Source organism: candidate division KSB1 bacterium, assembly GCA_034506255.1.
In the GTDB taxonomy this organism is placed as follows: Bacteria; Zhuqueibacterota; Zhuqueibacteria; order Zhuqueibacterales; family Zhuqueibacteraceae; genus Coneutiohabitans; species Coneutiohabitans thermophilus.
Genome location: JAPDPX010000008.1, coordinates 275,409 through 293,344, shown reverse-complemented (window position 1 = coordinate 293,344; position 17,936 = coordinate 275,409). Strand labels below are relative to the sequence as shown.

At 60.6% G+C, this 17,936-nt stretch carries 12 protein-coding genes and 1 pseudogene; 8 read left to right on the top strand and 5 right to left on the bottom strand.

The window, feature by feature from the left end:
* Positions 1–33: 33 nt before the first annotated feature.
* The 4 genes from ONB52_17635 to ONB52_17620 all read right to left on the bottom strand — a co-directional run bounded on the left by ONB52_17635 (position 34) and on the right by ONB52_17620 (position 7,741).
* Complete coding sequence (locus ONB52_17635; protein ID MDZ7417957.1) at positions 34–3,315, bottom strand: S41 family peptidase; 3,282 nt, start codon at positions 3,313–3,315, stop codon at positions 34–36.
* A 455-nt stretch (positions 3,316–3,770) separates the two neighbouring features.
* Positions 3,771–4,361 (bottom strand): hypothetical protein, encoded by a 591-nt coding sequence (locus ONB52_17630; GenBank protein ID MDZ7417956.1) that lies wholly within the window; start codon positions 4,359–4,361, stop codon positions 3,771–3,773.
* Between the two features lie 223 nt (positions 4,362–4,584).
* Positions 4,585–6,936, bottom strand: coding sequence for a TonB-dependent receptor (locus ONB52_17625; protein MDZ7417955.1), 2,352 nt, complete (start codon positions 6,934–6,936; stop codon positions 4,585–4,587).
* 463 nt (positions 6,937–7,399) lie between these two features.
* Positions 7,400–7,741, bottom strand: coding sequence for a hypothetical protein (locus ONB52_17620; protein ID MDZ7417954.1), 342 nt, complete (start codon positions 7,739–7,741; stop codon positions 7,400–7,402).
* A 470-nt stretch (positions 7,742–8,211) separates the two neighbouring features.
* Between ONB52_17620 and ONB52_17615 the strand changes: the two genes are divergently transcribed.
* Genes ONB52_17615 through ONB52_17605 form a run of 3 tightly spaced genes read left to right on the top strand, consistent with a single transcriptional unit; the run spans position 8,212 to position 9,993 of the window.
* Positions 8,212–8,529 (top strand): rhodanese-like domain-containing protein, encoded by a 318-nt coding sequence (locus ONB52_17615; protein ID MDZ7417953.1) that lies wholly within the window; start codon positions 8,212–8,214, stop codon positions 8,527–8,529.
* A 19-nt stretch (positions 8,530–8,548) separates the two neighbouring features.
* A complete protein-coding gene (locus ONB52_17610) occupies positions 8,549–9,082 on the top strand; it encodes a hypothetical protein (protein MDZ7417952.1) in 534 nt (177 codons plus the stop codon).
* On the top strand, positions 9,082–9,993 hold the full coding sequence (locus ONB52_17605) for a hypothetical protein (GenBank protein ID MDZ7417951.1): 912 nt from the start codon (positions 9,082–9,084) through the stop codon (positions 9,991–9,993). Before ONB52_17610 ends, ONB52_17605 begins: the two co-directional genes overlap by 1 nt.
* A gap of 752 nt (positions 9,994–10,745) precedes the next feature.
* Here the strand turns inward: ONB52_17605 and ONB52_17600 are convergent.
* Positions 10,746–12,002, bottom strand: a complete 1,257-nt coding sequence (locus tag ONB52_17600; protein ID MDZ7417950.1) for an MFS transporter — start codon at positions 12,000–12,002, stop codon at positions 10,746–10,748.
* Between the two features lie 247 nt (positions 12,003–12,249).
* Here ONB52_17600 and aroC point away from each other — a divergent pair, with 247 nt between their 5' ends.
* The 5 genes and pseudogenes from aroC to lon all read left to right on the top strand — a co-directional run bounded on the left by aroC (position 12,250) and on the right by lon (position 17,742).
* A complete protein-coding gene (aroC, locus tag ONB52_17595) occupies positions 12,250–13,434 on the top strand; it encodes a chorismate synthase (protein MDZ7417949.1) in 1,185 nt (394 codons plus the stop codon).
* Positions 13,404–13,958: a shikimate kinase gene (locus tag ONB52_17590; GenBank protein ID MDZ7417948.1), complete on the top strand. Its 555-nt coding sequence runs from the start codon at positions 13,404–13,406 to the stop codon at positions 13,956–13,958. The genes aroC and ONB52_17590 overlap by 31 nt, the downstream gene beginning before the upstream one ends.
* 49 nt (positions 13,959–14,007) lie before the next feature.
* Positions 14,008–14,427: pseudogene (gene aroQ, locus ONB52_17585) on the top strand (type II 3-dehydroquinate dehydratase).
* Positions 14,419–14,880 carry a GAF domain-containing protein gene (locus ONB52_17580; protein ID MDZ7417947.1) on the top strand — a complete coding sequence of 154 codons (462 nt, stop codon included), beginning with the start codon at positions 14,419–14,421 and terminating at the stop codon, positions 14,878–14,880. Before aroQ ends, ONB52_17580 begins: the two are co-directional and overlap by 9 nt.
* Before the next feature lie 432 nt (positions 14,881–15,312).
* On the top strand, positions 15,313–17,742 hold the full coding sequence (gene lon, locus ONB52_17575; protein MDZ7417946.1) for an endopeptidase La: 2,430 nt from the start codon (positions 15,313–15,315) through the stop codon (positions 17,740–17,742).
* Positions 17,743–17,936 lie beyond the last annotated feature (194 nt).

Here is a 17,936-nt window from a genome sequence, read left to right as displayed (position 1 = left end):
CGGCCGGGCCGCAGCCGCAGACCCGGGAGCGGGTCAGTTCTTCTTCGGATACGGCGGCGGCGGCGGCAGGGTGACCCGCCGGGTCTTCAATTCTTCCAACACCTCCGCAATTGCGCGGTTCAGTTGCTCATCCTCGCCGGCGAATTCTTTGGCGGGGTCATTGTCGACGTAAATATCCGGCTCGACACCGCGGCCTTCGATGATCCACTCCCGGCCCTCGGTATCATAGCTCGCAAATTCCGGCTTGAAGAATTGCCCGCCATCCACCAGCGGCAACGGGCTGCGAATGCCGACCACGCCGCCCCAGGTGCGCTTGCCGATCAACTTGCCGAGCTGATACTTGCGAAAACGATAGGGAAACAAATCGCCGTCCGAAGCGGAGTATTCGTCGATCAAACACACCATCGGCCCGAGAAATGTGGCGGGGGGATCGGGAGTCGGACGGGAGTTGCGCGGCAAATCCACCATGGCGAGCTCGCGCCGCAGGCGCTCGATCAACATCGGCGAGACGTTGCCACCGCCGTTGCCGCGCACGTCGATGATCAGCGCCTGCTTGCGCAATTGCGGATAGAAATGTTTGACGAACTCGTTCAAGCCGCCTGGGCCCATGTCCGGCACATGCAGATAGCCCACCGCACCGTTGGTGGCCTCGCTCACTTTCCTGATGTTGTTCTGCACCCAGTTGTAGTAATACAAATCCACCTCATCGCCGATCGGCACCACCGTGGTTTCCCAACTGCCGGCCGTCTCCGGTTGGGTGTTCAAACGCAGCTTCACTTGCTTGTCCACGGTGTTGAGCAGGGCCTCGAAAATGTTGGTCATGATGTTGGTGGGCCGGCCGTCCACTGCCAGAATATAGTTGCCTTCCGCCGCTTTCACGCCGATTTCGGTGAGCGGCGAGCGCAGCTTCTTGTCCCAATTTTGGCCGCGCAAAATGCGTTTGATGCGGTAGTATTTCGACACGGGATCGCGCTCCAGCTCGGCGCCCAACAGCCCGGTTTGAATGCGGCGCACGCCCGGCCGGTCACCGCCGCCAACATAGGCATGACCGACATTGAGTTCGCCGATCAGCTCGCCGATGAGGTAGGTGAGATCGTTGCGGTGGCTCACGTGCGCCAACAAGGGGGCGTACTTGTCGCGTTGCGCCGCCCAGTCCACGCCGTGCATGCCGGGATCATAGAAGAATTCCCGCATCTGGCGCCAGCACTCGTTGTAGATCTGCCGCCACTCCTGCTGGCGGTTCAACCGCATCTCCATCCCGCCCAGGTTGAGTTTGTCCTTCAACTCGATTTTCGCTTTGGGCAGATCGATGATGGCATAACTCTTCTGCTGGGCCACCAGCATCTTCTTTTGATCGAAGGAAATTTCGAAACCGTCGATCTGGCCAAGCTCGGTTTCTTTCTGCTCCTTGAGGTCATACAGCAGCAGCAGCGGCTTTTCGTCCATGCTGCCTTTGCGCTGGTAGTAAACTTGATCGCCCACCATCACCAGATGCGAGTAGCTCGCCGGCTTGATCGGCAGCGACACGAGCCGGTCCATCAGGCCGTCGAAATCGATCTTGACCACCACCGGCTGCGGCTTGACGGCTTCTTTGCTGTCCTTCTTGGCGACCGCGGCCTTGCCGGTCTCGGCTTTGGCGGTGTCGGCTTTGATCTCGACTTCATCGCTGCGCGGCTTGAAAGGCGATTCCACCTCCTTGTTCAGCGTGAGCAGATAGATGCGCTCCATGTCCTGATAGGCGTGATTCCATTCCGTCCAACTGTAAATGGGATTGAAATCGCGATTCGAGGTAAACAGCAAAAACTTGCCGTCGCTGCTGAAGGCCGGCTCACCCGACCAATACCAGCCGGCGGTCACCGCCTGGCTGCGTTTGCTCTCCAGGCTGTACAGGAAAATGCGCGGCAGGTTTTCCTCCTCGGGTTTGACGTAGGCAATCCACCTGCTGTCCGGCGACCAGGCATACTCGCGAATCTCCCACAGCGGCGAGTGGTCGACTTCGGTGATGGTTTTGCTTTGCACCTCGACGAAGCGCAGACGTTGTTTGCGGTCGGACCACAGGATCTTCCTGCTGTCGGGCGACCACTCCAGGGCGTATTTGTAAGTCGTCTCGTTTTGGGTGAGGGCAATCGGGGTGCCGCCGGCCTGCGGCACGATGTAGATTTCATCCTCGCCGGACTGGTCGGAAATGAAGGCGATCCATTTGCCGTCCGGTGACCATTTCGCATCGCGCTCGTGCACGCCCGAGGTGTTGGTGAGATTGCGGGTGGGGCCGTATTTTGCCGGCACGGTGAACACTTCGCCGTGGGCACCAAACAGCGCGCGTTTGCCGTCCGGCGCGATTTCGGAGTTGGTCACTTCCTCGCTGACCGTGCGCAGCTCGTCCCGGCCGCTGAGACGGTCATCGGCAATTTGAATCGGGACTTTTTCAGCCCGCTGACTGGCAAGGTCGAACCTGTAGATGTAACCGGCATATTCGTAAACGATGGCGTTCGTGCCCAGCGAGGGAAATTTGATGTCGAAATCGCTGTAGTTGGTCAGCCGTTGTGTTTGCCGGGTGTCGAGATCGAAACTGAACAGGTTCATGCGCTGGTGGGGCTCGCGGTCGGAGAGAAAGTAGATCTTGTTGCCGGCCCACATGGGGAAGACATCTTGCGCGGGATGATTGGTGAGATTTTCGGTCTGTTTGGTGGCGAAGTCATAGACCCAGATGTCATCCGCCATGCCGCCGCGATATTTCTTCCAGGTGCGGAATTCGCGGAAGACGCGGTTGTAGGCCATTTTCCGGTCATCCGGGGAGAAGGAACAGAAGCCGCCGCGCGGCACCGGAAGCTGCTCCGCCGGCTCGCCCGCGGGCGTCACGGCAAACAATGCACCGATGAAACTGTTGAACGAGCGCATGCGCGAGCGAAACACGATGCTTTTGCCGTCGCGGCGCCAGGTCATCACGATGTTGTTGGGCCCCATGCGGTCAGCCACGTCATCGCGGCCGAGCGTGGCGGTGTAGGTCAAACGTTGCGGCACGCCGCCGGTGGCGGACACCAGAAAGACTTCGGTGTTGCCGTCGTACTGGCCGGTGAAGGCAATCCACCTGCCGTCGGGCGAGAAGCGGGCAAACATTTCGTAGCCCGGATGATTCGTGAGTTTGCGCGCCAGCCCGCCGGTGGCGGCGACGGTGTACAAATCCCCGGCATACGTGAATACAATCTGATTTTCGTGAATGGCTGGGAAACGCAGCAAACGCGCCTCTTCCTGCGACTGCACACCGGACACACACAGCGCCAGCCAGCAGACGGCAAACAGCAGGTGTCGAAACATGTCCTCCTCCGGCTCGTTGGGAAAAAGAATTTCGCGGTATCCCGATCTTATTTTTTCAGCTTCTTCTCGTGTCCGCGTTCGCACGTGCCTTCAAATAAACAGAAGAAATGCAAAACGCAAGCCCTGCCTGCTCAACCGTGAGGCCGGCACGCCAGGTTGCCGGACTTGTCCGAACACAGTTTCCGCCTTTGACGCCGCGGGCGGCTCCCTGTCCTTGGGCGGGCTGAAAATGCTTTTCAACCGCCCGCAGCTCCTCATCCTTCCAATACACCCGTTGCCAATGTTTTGGGCGGCAACTACCAACACCGGAGGTGCAGCAGTTGCCTGTTTGCAGGCAACAAAAACCACGTGCAAACACACAAAGCCGCAAAGAGCAGAGTTTGTGCCTTCTTTGCGGCTTCGCCGTTTGGCGGGAAGTTTTTCTTTTGGTTCAGGCGCGTCCGGTTTGCGACCGGTTAATTGACGATGCCCACCGGCACGTTGATGTCAATGTCGGATTCATCGCTGCGGTCCCGACCGTTCTTGGTATCCTTGTCGTAATGACTCAAGACCACATTCAACGAGTTGGTGGCAGACCCGGTCACCGGCGGGCCGGCGGTCACCGTCACATGGAAAACCAGCCCCAGCGGCAGGTTCTTGCTGTCCTTGTCGGTGATCGTCACCACCAGCCGGCCGGCAAGCTCACCCTGCGGGGTGTAGAAAAACTGGTGCGCATCCGCTTCCTCCTTGATCTCGTCCGTGAGGTTGACCGCCGGCGTCTTGGTTTCATCGAACACCTCGATGGTTCCCGCGTACGTGCTGCCGGCCTTCACGGTGAGCGAACCAATCGTGGGCGCCATGCCGCCCGGGCCGTCGGGATCGTTGTAGGTCGCCGTGACCGTGCTGCCGGAGCCGCTTTCCGTCAGCGTCAAAACCACTTTGGTGATCAATTCCTGTTCATTGTCTTCCTCGGGTGAGGCGGGATCTTTTTCGCAACCCCACCACATCAGCAACAACGGCAACATGAACAACAGCGCGGCAGGACGAAGAGGGATGAAAGATTGCATCGTGTGACTCCTTTTTAGTTTATGAGTTCAGAGGTGAACGGGGGCCTGTTTCCAAAATTTTCCCCGGCTGAGCCGGTGGGCACCACGCCGGTTTGAGGCAGATTGCGCGAATTCTGATGGCCAGACCGGAGCAGAAACCTTCTGGAATTTTCCTCATCCCGAACAAATCCGGATTGGAGAAAAGCCTCCTGGCTGTTGTCAAGATGATGGCTCGGGCGATGTGCTACTCCTGCGGCGGCAGGCCAAACGAGGTGTGCAGACGCAAAATCCAGCTCCGGCCGGGATCGTCGATGAAGTAACGATAGCGGCTCAGATAATCGCGATACGCGGTGTTGAGCAGATTTTGCACGGTGAGTTCGAAACTGACCGGCAGTGCGGCCACGGCGAAGTTGCCACCCAGGCTCAGGTCCAACAGCGCATAAGGAGCAGGCGGTGGCGCATAATCGGCATTTTTCGGCACGCGGGTTTGCCGGCGTACGAACGTGCCCGCCAGGTCGAGATGGGTTTCGCGCAGGAGAGCCGGCGCCGGCACCCGCCAGGAGGTGAACAAGCGCAGGCGGTCCGCCGGCATATGAAACAGCGGCTCCCTGGTTTCGAGGTTTTGGCCGCGCACGACGGCCGCACTCACGCCCAGTTCGAAGAAATCCGTCAATTGAAACTGGGCCATGCCGTCCGCGCCGGCGATGACGGCATCGGCCTGCTGAAAACGGAAGGTGGGAAAGGCGCCGCGAATGGTGAGCGTCGGCTCGGGTTGCGGAAACAGGAAAATGAAGTCATGCAGCCGGTTGCGGTAGGCACTGAACTCCAGACGACTGCGCTTGCCCTGCTGTTTGAGCGTGACATCGAAATTGAAGCTGCGCTCGCGGGTCAGGCCGGGATCGCCGATCTCGAATTGTGCGGTGCCGTGATGCACGCCATTGCTGTAAAGCTCATTAATGCCGGGTGGCCGCCAGGCGGTGCCGAGATTCGCGGCCAGCGCCCAGGAGGGCGCGAACTGATAAATTGCCCCCGCCACCGTGGTGAAGTTGTGATAACGATGCACGGTGGTAACGACTTCACGATTGATCCGGCGGTAAACCCGTTGTACGCGGGCATCGAAGCGGAAGCCGGCGTTGATGGTCCAGGCGCCGTGTGTCCAGGTCTCGAGAACATATGCGCCGCCGGTGTGGGCGCGAAAATTAGGGATCAACAGAATGGTTCCGGCTTGCACATTGCCCTGGCGCATGCCGCTCACGCCGAGCTTGCCGAAGAGATTGCGCCAGGGATGGTGAGCAAAGGTCAGGTCCACAGCGTGCGTGGTCAGCGTGAGATCGAGGGAGGCCCGGTTCAATGCCGCCAGCGAATCGTTGTACGGCTTGTGGGCGTCGAACTCCTGGCGATGGTTTTGTTGCCAGCCGTACTGCAAGTGCAGCCGGCCCAGTCGTCCCGCGGGCAGGCTGGAACGCACCGACAACAGATTGTGGCTGATGGTCTGCTTCGGCGGCCGGATTTCATAGCTGAAGTCGCTGTCTGTGGCGGGCCGGCCGCGTGCGATGGCGCGCAGCAAGTCCGTGAGGTTGCCGAGGTGTGAACCCGTGAAAATTCCCAGCTCGGTGCCGAAGTGGCTGAAATACACCTCGGTGGTGACGCCGCCTTTGTCATAGCCCAAACCGAGCGAACCGCTGCGTTCGGCAAAACCGGAGTTGCGGATGTTGAAATCCGGCGTGCGGGCGTCACCAGCGCGGCGCACACTGCCTTGCAGTCGCCAGGCCAGGCCCGGCATCTGCCGCGGCGCGCCTTCGAGCAAAAGCGAGCCCGCCGCTTGCAGATTGTTCGAGAAACCATTGAGCCAAAACTCGCCGCCCCAACCCGGGTGCTCGCGCAGCGGCCGCGGCTCGACGCGAATCACACCGCCGATGGCACCAACGCCGTATTGCACGCCGGCAGCGCCTTTCAACACTTCGATGCGTGCCGGTGCAAATGGATCGATTTCCGGGGCATGCTCCCCGCCCCATTGCTGGCCCTCCTGTGTCACGCCGGCATTCAAGACCAGCACGCGATCGCTGTGCAGACCGCGCACCACCGGCTTGACCACCGCCGGTCCGGTTTGTAAAACCGTCACGCCGGCGATCCCCTCGAGAGTTTCGCCCAATGACTGGCCGCGCGCCTTCTCCAGGCGCTCTCCGCGCAACACTGCCAGCGCGCGGTCGCTGCCGCCAGGCTTGTCCCGGGCAAAGCGTTCGGCAGTGACCGTCACGGCCGGCGCCGCCACAGGCTCTGCCTCGAGTTGAAAGATATGCTCTGTATCCTCCTGCAGCAGCAGATGCTCTTCACAATCTGCATAGCCCAGCAACTGGCAGCGCACGTGGTGCCTGCCCGTGGGGATGGCGGGGATGGTGAAACGGCCATGGTCATCCGTGACCGTGCCGCGCCGCAACTCGGGAAGATAAACCTGGGCACCGGGCAGCGGCTGCTTCGTTTGCTTGTCGATCACCCGTCCGAAAAATCGGACAACTGTCGGTTCCTGCCGGGCAACACCGTCTGGCAGGGCCAGCCCCAAATACAAAAACACGAGCCAATATCTCAGACTAGGCAATGACATTTTCCAACCTCGCAGATGGAAAAACCATGAGGCCTTTCCGCGGCGCATGGCCGGCAGACTCGTTTCAGACGGCAGTTCTGCCTGCGCTCCCACTGCCGAAGTGGTGCGGGCAGCGCATGCAGTGTGCAGGCGCACGGGCTGACCCTCGCCTTGCACGCACCCCGGCAGCAGCTTCAAACCGCCATGTGGCAAAACGGCTGCCGGCCAGTCACAGACCAGATGCCGGTACAATCAGAAAGGCGATGATTTGGCGCATTCCGGCCGGGATGAAGCACTGCGGCCCGCCCCGTCAAGCTGCCGGCTGCCTTGCAGGCACAGGCATGATCACACGACAGCAGATGACATCGTCTGCCCGGGACCAGGCAGCGCAGATGGCCTGCTGGCAACTCGCACGATGACGGAAAGCGGGAGGCGCTTCACGCCGCCGGAGAACACCGTAATTGTGGGGAAAATGCTTTCAGGCAGGGACAGCAGGAGGGGCACGCAGGGTGCAGAAGAGCGCCGGAGCGGCACTATGAAAAGCAGGTTCAGTGAGAGGCAGAAACGAAACGACAGACGGCAGGTCCATGCAAAGAAGGTTTGCTGCAACTGCAGACTGCGTCAGCGACAGCAGACAGGCAACGCAATCCTGGCTTTTGCCGGCCATGCCCGGGGATTTGCCCGTGGCATTGTCCGTTGCAAGCAGTCGCAATTCGGCCGGCTGACTGCCGTGCCGATGCGCCAGTTCCGCCGTCACTGTGAGCAGGAGAAAGACCGCGCTCATGAGTGCGGCGACCGGGGCTCGCCAGTTTTTCTTCATGACTCCATCTCTGATTTTTTGATGAGGCAAATCTCACTGCCTGTTGCAATGCCCACCTGCAACGGTTTATTCCGAGCAGGTGCGGCCAGTATAGGCAGGCTGGGCGAAGAAAGTCAAGCAAAATTTCGCGCGGGTTGCAGGCCCGCGGATCTTGGCGAAGCGCGCGGCACAAAGCTGTTGCCGGCAGGCAGGGAAGTCGGCGTTATGCCACATGTTGCTGGGAGATTGCTTCGACTATTGAGCAGCCCGGCTTTCGAAATTCGACCGTTTGCCAAAGGCGTCACGACTTTTCTCCCGCGAAAATGAACCCCACGAAATGGCTTTTTCCATGGGCGTGCTGCTTTCGCGGAGGGATTTTTGGAGTCTGATCCTGACACCGATGGCGGCTGTTCTTTGGGCTTGCTTGCCGGAATGGATTTCCTTATTTTCGGCTCCCTTTTCAAATCAAGCAACGAGCTGACGGAGGCCAGATGAAGCAAATCGATCCATTGGAACTGCACCAGCGCCGCCTGCGGGGTGAGGCCATCGTGCTGTTGGATGTCCGGGAGCAGTCCGAAGTGGACTATTGCAAAATCGACGGCGCCCTCCACATCCCCATGCGCGCCATACCGCATCGTCTGGGGGAAATGAATCCGGAAGACACCATCGTTGTCTACTGCCATCACGGCGGGCGCAGTATGCAAGTCTGCCGCTTTCTCGAGCAGCAGGGCTTCAGAAATGTCATGAATCTGCGCGGCGGCATTGCGCAGTGGTCACGAACGGTTGACCCGTCGGTGCCGGTCTATTAAAAACCACCCCGAGGAGGCCGTGCCTTTTCGTTTCACGCCCGCGATGCAAAAGCGCCTGAGCCGGCGGCTGGTGCAGATGCTGCACCATGCCCTGCACCATTTTCCCGAGCTGCAGGGGCAAACCATCACGGTGGGCTACACCCGCGTGCATCTCGGCGCCGCCATTCGCGAGCAAAACCTGATTCGCCTGCGCGCCCGCAAGGTGAGCTACAACACCATCGGCCATGAGTTGACACATTTGGTCCAGGGCCAAAATGGCATTCCCGGGGGCGAAAAACAATGCGACATCTGGACGCTGGCGCGCAGCCCGCTGTTCTGCGATGAGGCACCGGCCTATTTGCGCCTGCCCGCCGTCGTGCGGCAGCACTGGCCGGCCTTCGCACCGGCAGTGCGTGCGCTCTGCCTGCGCGCCCTCGAAATCAGAAAGACCCACCGGCAGTACATCCGCTGGCTGGAGCAGGAGCTGCACGCCTTGAGCCGCTGCCGCGCCGCTTCTGCCACGGGGCAGCTTTCGTTGTTCGAAACAGCCGGCCGGGAGAAACCGGAGGCCTGATGATCGCAAGCCTTCGCTGGAGGGTGCTGGTGGCGGCTGGCGCAGTGTTGTATCTGACGTCACGCACCGCCCACGCGCAAACTCCCCAATTCGGCAGCCGGATCGATTGCGGCGTGGTCGCCTGCCGGCTGCTCACCGAAGCCTCCGGACTCGCCGCCAGCCGGAAAAATACCGCCGTGTTGTGGACACACAACGACTCGGGCGATGACAGCCGGTTGTTCGCGCTCGACACCCACGGCAGACATCTCGGCACCTTCAGGCTCGCCGGCGTAACCGCGCGCGATTGGGAGGATCTCGCCCTGGGGCCGGGGCCGCTGCCGGGCGTGGATTATCTCTACATCGGTGATCTGGGCCACACCTCTTCCTCACCTTCCCTCAAAACCATCCATCGTGTCCCCGAGCCGCGCGTGCGGCCGCGACCATCTCCGCTCGACACCACGCTCACCGGCGTGGAAACGATCACGGTGCGCTATCCCGATGGCAGCCGTGACGCCGAAACACTCATGCTCGATCCACTGACCAGGGATCTTTACATCGTCAGCAAGCAGGACACCATTGCCCGCGTGTATCGTGCCGCGTATCCGCAGCCGACTTCGGGCACGCTCACACTCGAGCACGTCGCGACCTTGCGCTTGGGGGGTGTGGTTGCCGGCGACATTTCGCCGTCCGGTGACGGCATTCTGATCAAAACCTACGTCGCGATCTACTTTTGGCCGAGGCAGCCGGATCAGAATCTGTGGCAGGCCTTCGCTCAACCGGCCACGCCCGTGCCCTACATTCTCGAACCGCAAGGCGAGGCCGTGGCCTGGCAGGCGCAGGGCAAAGGCTACTATACGCTGAGTGAATCGCTGCGCGGCCTGCCGGTGCGGTTGTACTACTATCCCAGGCTCGAGGCTTCGCCGCGGCGATGAGCTGCCGTTTTTATGCCGGCGGCACGCTCCGGCAATCTGTTCTCATCTGACGGACTGGCCCGTGGGAATTTTTGCCTGTGTGCCAAAGGCTCAGTCAAAATCACGACACAACTTCTGACACCTGAATTTTGCATCTTCTTTTTGCCACCTTTCCCTCAACGCTGAAACCGCCTGAAGGCGGCTGCCCGCCAACCGGGTGACAAGCCGGCCTTCAGCCGGCTCGCGCTTCGAGCCTGCGATTGCAACCGCAGGTGGTGAGGGCAACATGACCCGTGCAAAATTTCAGGAGACAACTTTGCCCGCTGTCACTGCGCGCACACGTCAGTTTACACCTGAATTTTGCACCCAGATCGATCCCCTCCGCGAGAAACACCGCTTTGATCACGACGCCCAACCACCCAAGGGGTGGTACATAAAAAATTTTGCAGGCAAACACGCTGTCAACTCCGGTCGGAGTGAACTGTTTTTTAGTGAAGCGGCATCTCGCATTTCCCAAAACTCCGTCAGGAGTGACCTACTTGGCCCTCCTCGAAAAAACCGCGCCAGATTATGGGAAATTCGACAGGCCACTCCTGACCGAGTTTAAAGACACGCAAGATGCCCATGTCTACAAACAGTTCACTCCTGACGGAGTTTTGTGAACAGGCCGTTTCTTCCGAACAACGGCAAGCCCGCCTGCAAAATTTAGGTTACATGAAAAAAAGTGAGCGCAGGAACGTGCTTGCCGGCCACGCCACCCGCCACTGCCGGCTTCAGCCGGCGGGGCTTTCAGACGCTTTCTTCGCCACTCTCTCTCTGCGACGATCCCAAATCACCAGAAGCACGACCATTGCCATGGTCACGCCGGAGAGGCCGGGCACGGCCCAGCCGAGGCAGCCGAGCGCCTCCACGGCATCGATGGCGAAAGCCGCGAGCATGGGGCCAAACAGTGAAGCATAACCATAAAGCATCGAAAAACGCGCATTAGCCACCGCCATTTTTCCGGGCGGCGTGCGGTCGCCCAAAATCTTCAGACTGACGGGATAGACGCCGCCGACGCCCACACCAATGCCGACGAATGCCATCGTTGCCCAGATTTTACCTGCCGCCAAACCCTTTTGACTCATGACCCCGGCCGCCAGACAGCAGGCCACGCCGAACACCCCAATGCCCGCCATGGCGGGGCGCGCGCCGAATTTGTCCGCCAGCCAGCCGCAAATCGGCTGGGTGAGCACCATGCCGAACGCGGTGAAACCAACGATGTGCAAGGTTTCACTGCGGCTCAAACCCAGACGCTGGCCCTCGACCGGATAAGTGCCGGCGATGGCCATGTCCAATGCACCGAAGACGAGCGCACCAAACAGACCAAGCCACAGACTGCGCCAATCCATATCATCGGCCGGCGACAGCCTGCCAGGGGATTCCGGCTGTGAAGCGGGCTGGCCAATTTCACCGCGCAAGCCCCACCATGCCAGCGGCGCCATGATCAGCGCGGCGGCTGCAACCAGCCCGAAACACCACAAGCCGGCCCAATCATAAGCCCAGTCGCTCACAAAGACCCCGGCACTGAATCCGAAGGTCAATGCAGCGCCATAGGCCGCCATCACCCGGCCCCGCACGTGGGCGGCAACGCCACGCAGCAATGCCACCTCGGCGCCGACAAAAGTCATGGTGGCGGCAACACCGAGAGCAAAGCGGACGAGAAACAACGCCGGTTCATAAAACGCCAGCGCCACCCCCAGGCCGGCGAAGCCGAGAGCCTGGCCCACCAACCCCAGGAAGTTGATGCGCTGGGTGCCATGGCGCTCGACCAACCTGCCAACATGTGTGCTCAGCAGGGCGACCGCCACCGCCAGCATGGCGGAGACGCCGCCGGTGAAATACTCGCTGAAGCCGCGCTGCTCCAGCAACGCCGACACCAGAGGCGCCACCGCGCCGAAGCTGGTGCCGACGAGCAACATGGAGCTGATGAGAGCGATCACCTCGGCGGGACGAAGCGAGGGGGGTGAGACGGATGAAACATTTGACATGAGGCCATTTCGCAGTTGGAACAAGGAACGACGGATTAAATGCCGGCGCGTCTTGCGGAGTTTTCACGGGTCACCACCGGCGGTCAAACGGATTGGCAGCCGCAACTCATGCCGGATTACGATGCTGCAATGTTAGGCCTCTTTTGACTGGAAAGCAAGCCCAGCCTTGCTTTCCAGCCGGCAAATCGTTATTATGCCCGTCGTTTGCTCCAGAAATGACACCTGTGTTTCATTATTTTTTATTCGCATGAGTCAGCTTCGATATTTTACCGCCGGTGAGTCGCATGGCCAGGTGCTGGTGGGTATATTGGAGGGCATGCCCGCCGGCCTGGAGATCAGCGAGGCGGAGATTGCCGTGCAACTCCAGCGCCGCCAGCGCGGTCACGGCCGTGGTGGCCGCATGCGCCTCGAGCAGGATCACGCCCGCATACTCAGCGGCGTGCGCTTTGGCAAGACCCTTGGTTCGCCGATTGCCCTGCAAATTGAAAATCGCGACTGGCCCAACTGGCAAACCCGCATGGCAGTGGCACCGACCGCCGGGGAGGTCACGCCGGTGGAGATTCCGCGGCCCGGGCATGCGGATTTGGCGGGCGGCATCAAGTATCAAACCGATGATTTGCGCAACGTGCTGGAACGCGCGAGTGCCCGGGAAACGGCGATGCGGGTGGCGCTGGGCGCGGTCGCGAGAAAATTCCTGGCGTCGTTCCACCTCCGGCTGCTCAGTCACGTAGTGCAAATTCAACAGGCGCGCAGCCGTTATTCCTTTTTGCAAATTGGACAGCCGGCGTTCGACCTGCCCCTGGATGAAATCGAGGCCCGCAGCGAGGCCTCGCCGGTGCGCTGTTTGGACGAGGAGGCCGGCCGGGAAATGATCGCATGCATTGATCAGGCCAGGGCCGCGCGCGACACGGTGGGAGGCATTTTTGAAGTGGCGGCGCTCAATGTGCCGGTGGGGCTGGGCAGCCACGTGCAGTGGGACCGCCGCCTCGATGCCCGGCTGGCCGCGGCTTTCATGAGCATTCCGGCGATCAAGGGTGTCGAGATCGGCGACGCCTTCGCCGGCGCCGGGAGCCGGGGCAGCGCATTTCACGATCCGATCCATTACACCGCGCAACGCGGGTTTCATCGCCCTTCCAACCACGCCGGCGGCTTGGAGGGCGGCATCACCAACGGCGAGCCGCTGGTGGTGCGCGCAGCCAAGAAGCCGATTTCCACTTTGATGCGGCCGCTGGAATCGGTCAACCTGCGCACCAAGGCACCCGCCGCCGCGCACATCGAGCGCTCGGATGTCTGCGCCGTGCCGGCGGCGGCGGTGATCGGCGAGGCCATGATGGCGCTGGTGCTGGCCGACGCCCTGTTGGAAAAATTCGGCGGCGATAGCATGCAGGAAATCCTGGAACGATGGACAACCTGGTCACACTCAAACCGGTGAGGCATATTTTTCTGATTGGCTTCATGGGGTGCGGCAAAAGCACGATCGGCAGGCTGCTGGCGCACGAGCTGGGCTGGCAGTTCGTGGATTTGGACGAGGAGATCGTGCGACAGGAAAACATGTCGATCGAGCAGATTTTCGACCAGCATGGCGAACCCTATTTTCGCCGCGTGGAAGTGAACCTCCTGCAGCAGTTGCTCGGCCGCGAGCAGGTGGTGATTGCGCTGGGCGGCGGCACGCCCACCCAGGAGAGCGCCTGGCCGATTCTGGCACAGGGTCTGTTGATTTACCTGCGCTGCCATCCCGATGAACTCTACCGGCGCCTGAAGGATGGCACCGGCCGCCCGATGCTCAACCGCATCGCACCCGCCGAACGGCCGCTGTTCATCCGCACGCTGTTGAACGCACGCGAGCCGTACTACCGGCGCGCCACGCTCACCGTGGACAGCTTTGCGCAGCACACGCCGCAGGAAACCGCGGCGATCATTTCGCAGCTCATCCGGGCAAGCCTGTCGATCACCTGACCGCGCCGGGATCCGCAAACCATCTCATGTTTTCATCCGGTCTGACCGCATGAAGAAAATACTCGTTGTCCACGGCCCCAATCTCAATCTGCTGGGCGAGCGTGAGCCCGACATCTACGGCCGTATGACGCTGGCCGAGCTGAACGCCGAGCTGGCGCGCTTCGCCGCGGCGGCGCGGGCGGTGGTGGATTGCTTTCAATCGAATCACGAGGGCGCATTGATCGACTTTCTGCAGCGCGAGCGTCACGCGGCTGCCGGGGTGGTGATCAATCCCGGCGCGCTCGGGCATTACAGCTACGCACTGCGCGACGCGCTCGCCGCCGTGAAGCTGCCGGCAGTGGAGGTGCATCTCTCCGACATTCATCAGCGCGAAGCCTTTCGGCGTCAGTCGGTGCTGCGTGAAATCTGTCTCGATCAAATCAGCGGCCTGGGGGTGGAAAGTTACCGCCGCGGCCTCGAGGTGGTGTTGGGGGAAGCGGTCCGGCAGGAGCTGCGCGAGTTTCTCGCCCACACACCCGGCCTGGACGAGACTTACATTTTTTGCGTGCAAAAATTGAAGGCGCACTTCCCCAAATACGATTGGGTGGGAATCTATCTGCTGGCGGGCAACGAGCTGGTGGTGCACAATTACCTGGGCGCGCCCACGCCCCACACACGCATTGCGCTCGGCAGCGGCATCTGCGGCGCAGCCGCGGCTGAGGAAAAAACCATCGTGGTGCCGGATGTGAATGCCGATCCGCGCTACCTGGCGTGCAGCGTGGAAACCAAATCGGAGATCGTCGTGCCGATTAAGGGCCGCCGCATCTATGGCGAAATTGATATCGACAGCCACACGGCCGATGCTTTTTGGCACAATGACACTCGCCTGCTGGAAGCCATGGCCACGCAACTGGCAGCCCTGAACGACCAACTGACGTCTTGACTTCTCTGACAGTTTTACCGCCCCGACAGTCTGACATTTTGCCTGAGACCTGCTGCATGCCCGGAGATAACTCCCGGGAAGTCCGGCGGTTGAATCTTTTCACGCCGTAGTTTCTCATCTCACGCGGTACAGGGATAAAAACTTTTCGGCAACTGAGCTTTGGAGTGCAAGATTTTAATTTTCTGGCACTCAGTTCTTATTTGATCTTTAGAATCCACGCAAGCACTGCCTCATGCTACCATGCTGAGGCATGACACTCCGGTTCAAATTACTGAACTTGCACGCCCGGAGAGGGCGGCACAACGTTTGTAGAGTTTGTTCATCTTGAAAGCGGGACTGGTATCTTCCGACCAAATCTGGTGCGGGAAAATCACTTCCGCGTGTGAAGTCCTGCAACTCGAAAATTCATCTAAATTCATACAGGAATTTCCTATGAGCAAAGAACGAGATTCCGATGATCCGGGAATCGAGATTAGAATTCCGAAAGTCCTGCCGCTGCTGCCGCTGCGCAATACCGTCATCTTTCCGCAGCAGATTTTGCCTCTGTCCATCGGGCGTGAGAAATCCGTACGCTTGATCGAGGCCGCCATGCGCAGCGACCGCCTGATCATGGTGGTGGCGCAAAAGGATGGTGCGGTGGATGATCCCGGCCCGGAGGACCTGTATCGCTGGGGCACGATTGCCCAGGTGATGAAAATCTTCAAGATGCCGGATGGGACGCAAAGCGCGATGGTGCAGGGTGTGGCGCGCGCGCGATTGCTGGACTTTCTGCAAACCGACCCGTACCTGACGGTGGCGGTGCAGCCCTATCCCGAAGGCAAGGCCGAGGGCATGGACATCGACGCCATGGTGGTCAACCTGCGTGCGCAATTTCAAAAGGCAGTCGATCTCGCGCCCTACCTGACTCCCGAGCACACCATGATGGTGATGAACGCCGAAAGCCCGGGCCGGCTGGCGGATATCATCGTGTGGAACCTCAACATCCCGATGCAGGAGAAGCAGGACATTCTCGAAATCACCGACATCCGCCGGCGGCTGGAGCGCACGACTTTCCTGCTCAGCAAGGAGTTGCAGATTCTCGAACTGGGCAGCAAGATTCAAAGCGAAGTGCAGGGCGAGATTTCCAAAAACCAGCGCGAGTATTATCTGCGCGAACAACTGAAGGCGATCAAACGCGAGCTGGGCGAGGACGAGGACGAGCGCACCAGCGAGATCAACGAGCTGCGCCAGAAACTCGAAGAAGCCAAGCTGCCCGAGGAGGCCCGCAAGGTGGCGGAGAAGGAGCTGGACCGCCTGGCGCGCATCCCCCCGGCGGCCGCGGAATACACCGTCTCCCGCACATATCTGGACTGGCTGATCGAGCTGCCGTGGAGCAAGGAAACCGAGGACAACCTCGACGTGAACTATGCCCGCGTGGTGCTGGATGAGGATCACTACAACCTGGAGAAGGTGAAGCGGCGCATTTTGGAATATCTCGCGGTGCGGCAGTTGAAGCCGGACATGAAAGGCCCGATTCTCTGCTTCGTCGGGCCGCCGGGCGTCGGCAAAACCTCTCTGGGCCGCTCGATTGCGCGCGCCATGGGCCGCAAATTCGTGCGCATCTCCCTGGGCGGGGTGCACGATGAGGCCGAGATTCGCGGCCATCGCCGCACCTACATCGGCGCCCTGCCGGGCCGCATCATTCAGGGCTTGAAGAAAGCCGGGGTCAACAACCCGATCTTCATGCTCGATGAGATCGACAAGGTCGGCGCCGACTTCCGTGGCGACCCCTCCTCGGCGCTGCTGGAAGTGCTGGATCCGGAGCAGAACTTCTCCTTCAGCGATCATTACCTGGAGGTGCCCTTCGATCTCTCCAAGGTGATGTTCATCGCCACGGCCAATCTCGAAGACCCGATCCATCCCGCCCTCAAGGATCGCCTGGAGATCATCGAGCTGCCCGGTTACACTGCGGAAGACAAGATGCGCATCGCCGAGAAATTTCTGGTGCCCAAGCAGCTCGAGGCGCACGGTTTGAAGCCCGAACAGGTCACCTTTGAACCGGAGGCGATCGAACATGTCATCTCCGCCTACACCCGCGAGGCGGGTGTGCGCAACCTGGAACGGGAGATTGCCAACATTTGCCGCGGCGTGGCGCGTGAAATCGTCGAGAGCAAGGGACAGGAAAACGCCGCCGAGATCAGGCGCGTCGTCACCCGCGACAGCGTGCAAAAGTATCTCGGCGTGATCAAGTATTTCTCCGACGCCAAGGAACGCACCAGCCGCACCGGCGTGGCCACCGGCCTGGCGTGGACTGCGGTGGGCGGCGACATTCTCTTTGTGGAAGCCACCAAAATGCGCGGCAAGGGCGGCTTGACCCTCACCGGCCATCTCGGTGACGTGATGAAGGAGTCGGCGATGGCGGCGCTCTCCTACATTCGCAGCAAGGCCAAGCAATACGAAATCGACGAGGATATCTTCGACAAGACCGACATTCACATCCACGTGCCGGCGGGCGCCATTCCCAAGGACGGACCAAGCGCGGGCGTGACCATGTTCGTCGCCCTGATGTCCCTGCTCACGGACCGCACGGTGGCGCATGATTACGCCATGACCGGCGAAATCACCCTGCGCGGGCTGGTGTTGCCGGTGGGCGGCATCAAAGAGAAGGCGCTGGCCGCCAAACGCGCCGGCATCAACAAGGTGATTCTGCCGGAAAAGAACCGCAAGGACATCGAGGAAATCCCGCAGCATGTGCGCGAACAGATGCAATTCTATTTCGTCAGCGAAATGGACGATGTGATCAAAATCGTGCTCGGCAAACGGCCGCGCAAGCCCAAGACGGAATCGGCGGGCGTGGCCGAACAGCACCCCGCCATCGCGTGACCCGCGCGGCGGGATTTCTCCACCCGCGCCATTCAGCCACAGGCCGTGAGTGCATTCACGGCCTGTGTGTTTTCCCCTCCCGGCGCCACGCATCCTCCAATCCTCCAATAACGTGTGGAGTGGCACGGATATCCCTGCCTGCAGACAAGATGTCTGCGCCACCTCGCCATGCGTAATTGAGGCATGACGCACCC

Coding starts and splice junctions, on each gene's coding strand:
- ONB52_17635 (MDZ7417957.1), bottom strand. CDS start 3,315: ATGTTTCGACACCTGCTGTTTGCCGTCTGCTGGCTGGCGCTGTGTGTG.
- ONB52_17590 (MDZ7417948.1), top strand. CDS start 13,404: ATGGACAACCTGGTCACACTCAAACCGGTGAGGCATATTTTTCTGATT.
- ONB52_17600 (MDZ7417950.1), bottom strand. CDS start 12,002: ATGTCAAATGTTTCATCCGTCTCACCCCCCTCGCTTCGTCCCGCCGAG.
- ONB52_17630 (MDZ7417956.1), bottom strand. CDS start 4,361: ATGCAATCTTTCATCCCTCTTCGTCCTGCCGCGCTGTTGTTCATGTTG.
- aroC (MDZ7417949.1), top strand. CDS start 12,250: ATGAGTCAGCTTCGATATTTTACCGCCGGTGAGTCGCATGGCCAGGTG.
- ONB52_17620 (MDZ7417954.1), bottom strand. CDS start 7,741: ATGAAGAAAAACTGGCGAGCCCCGGTCGCCGCACTCATGAGCGCGGTC.
- lon (MDZ7417946.1), top strand. CDS start 15,313: ATGAGCAAAGAACGAGATTCCGATGATCCGGGAATCGAGATTAGAATT.
- ONB52_17605 (MDZ7417951.1), top strand. CDS start 9,082: ATGATCGCAAGCCTTCGCTGGAGGGTGCTGGTGGCGGCTGGCGCAGTG.
- ONB52_17615 (MDZ7417953.1), top strand. CDS start 8,212: ATGAAGCAAATCGATCCATTGGAACTGCACCAGCGCCGCCTGCGGGGT.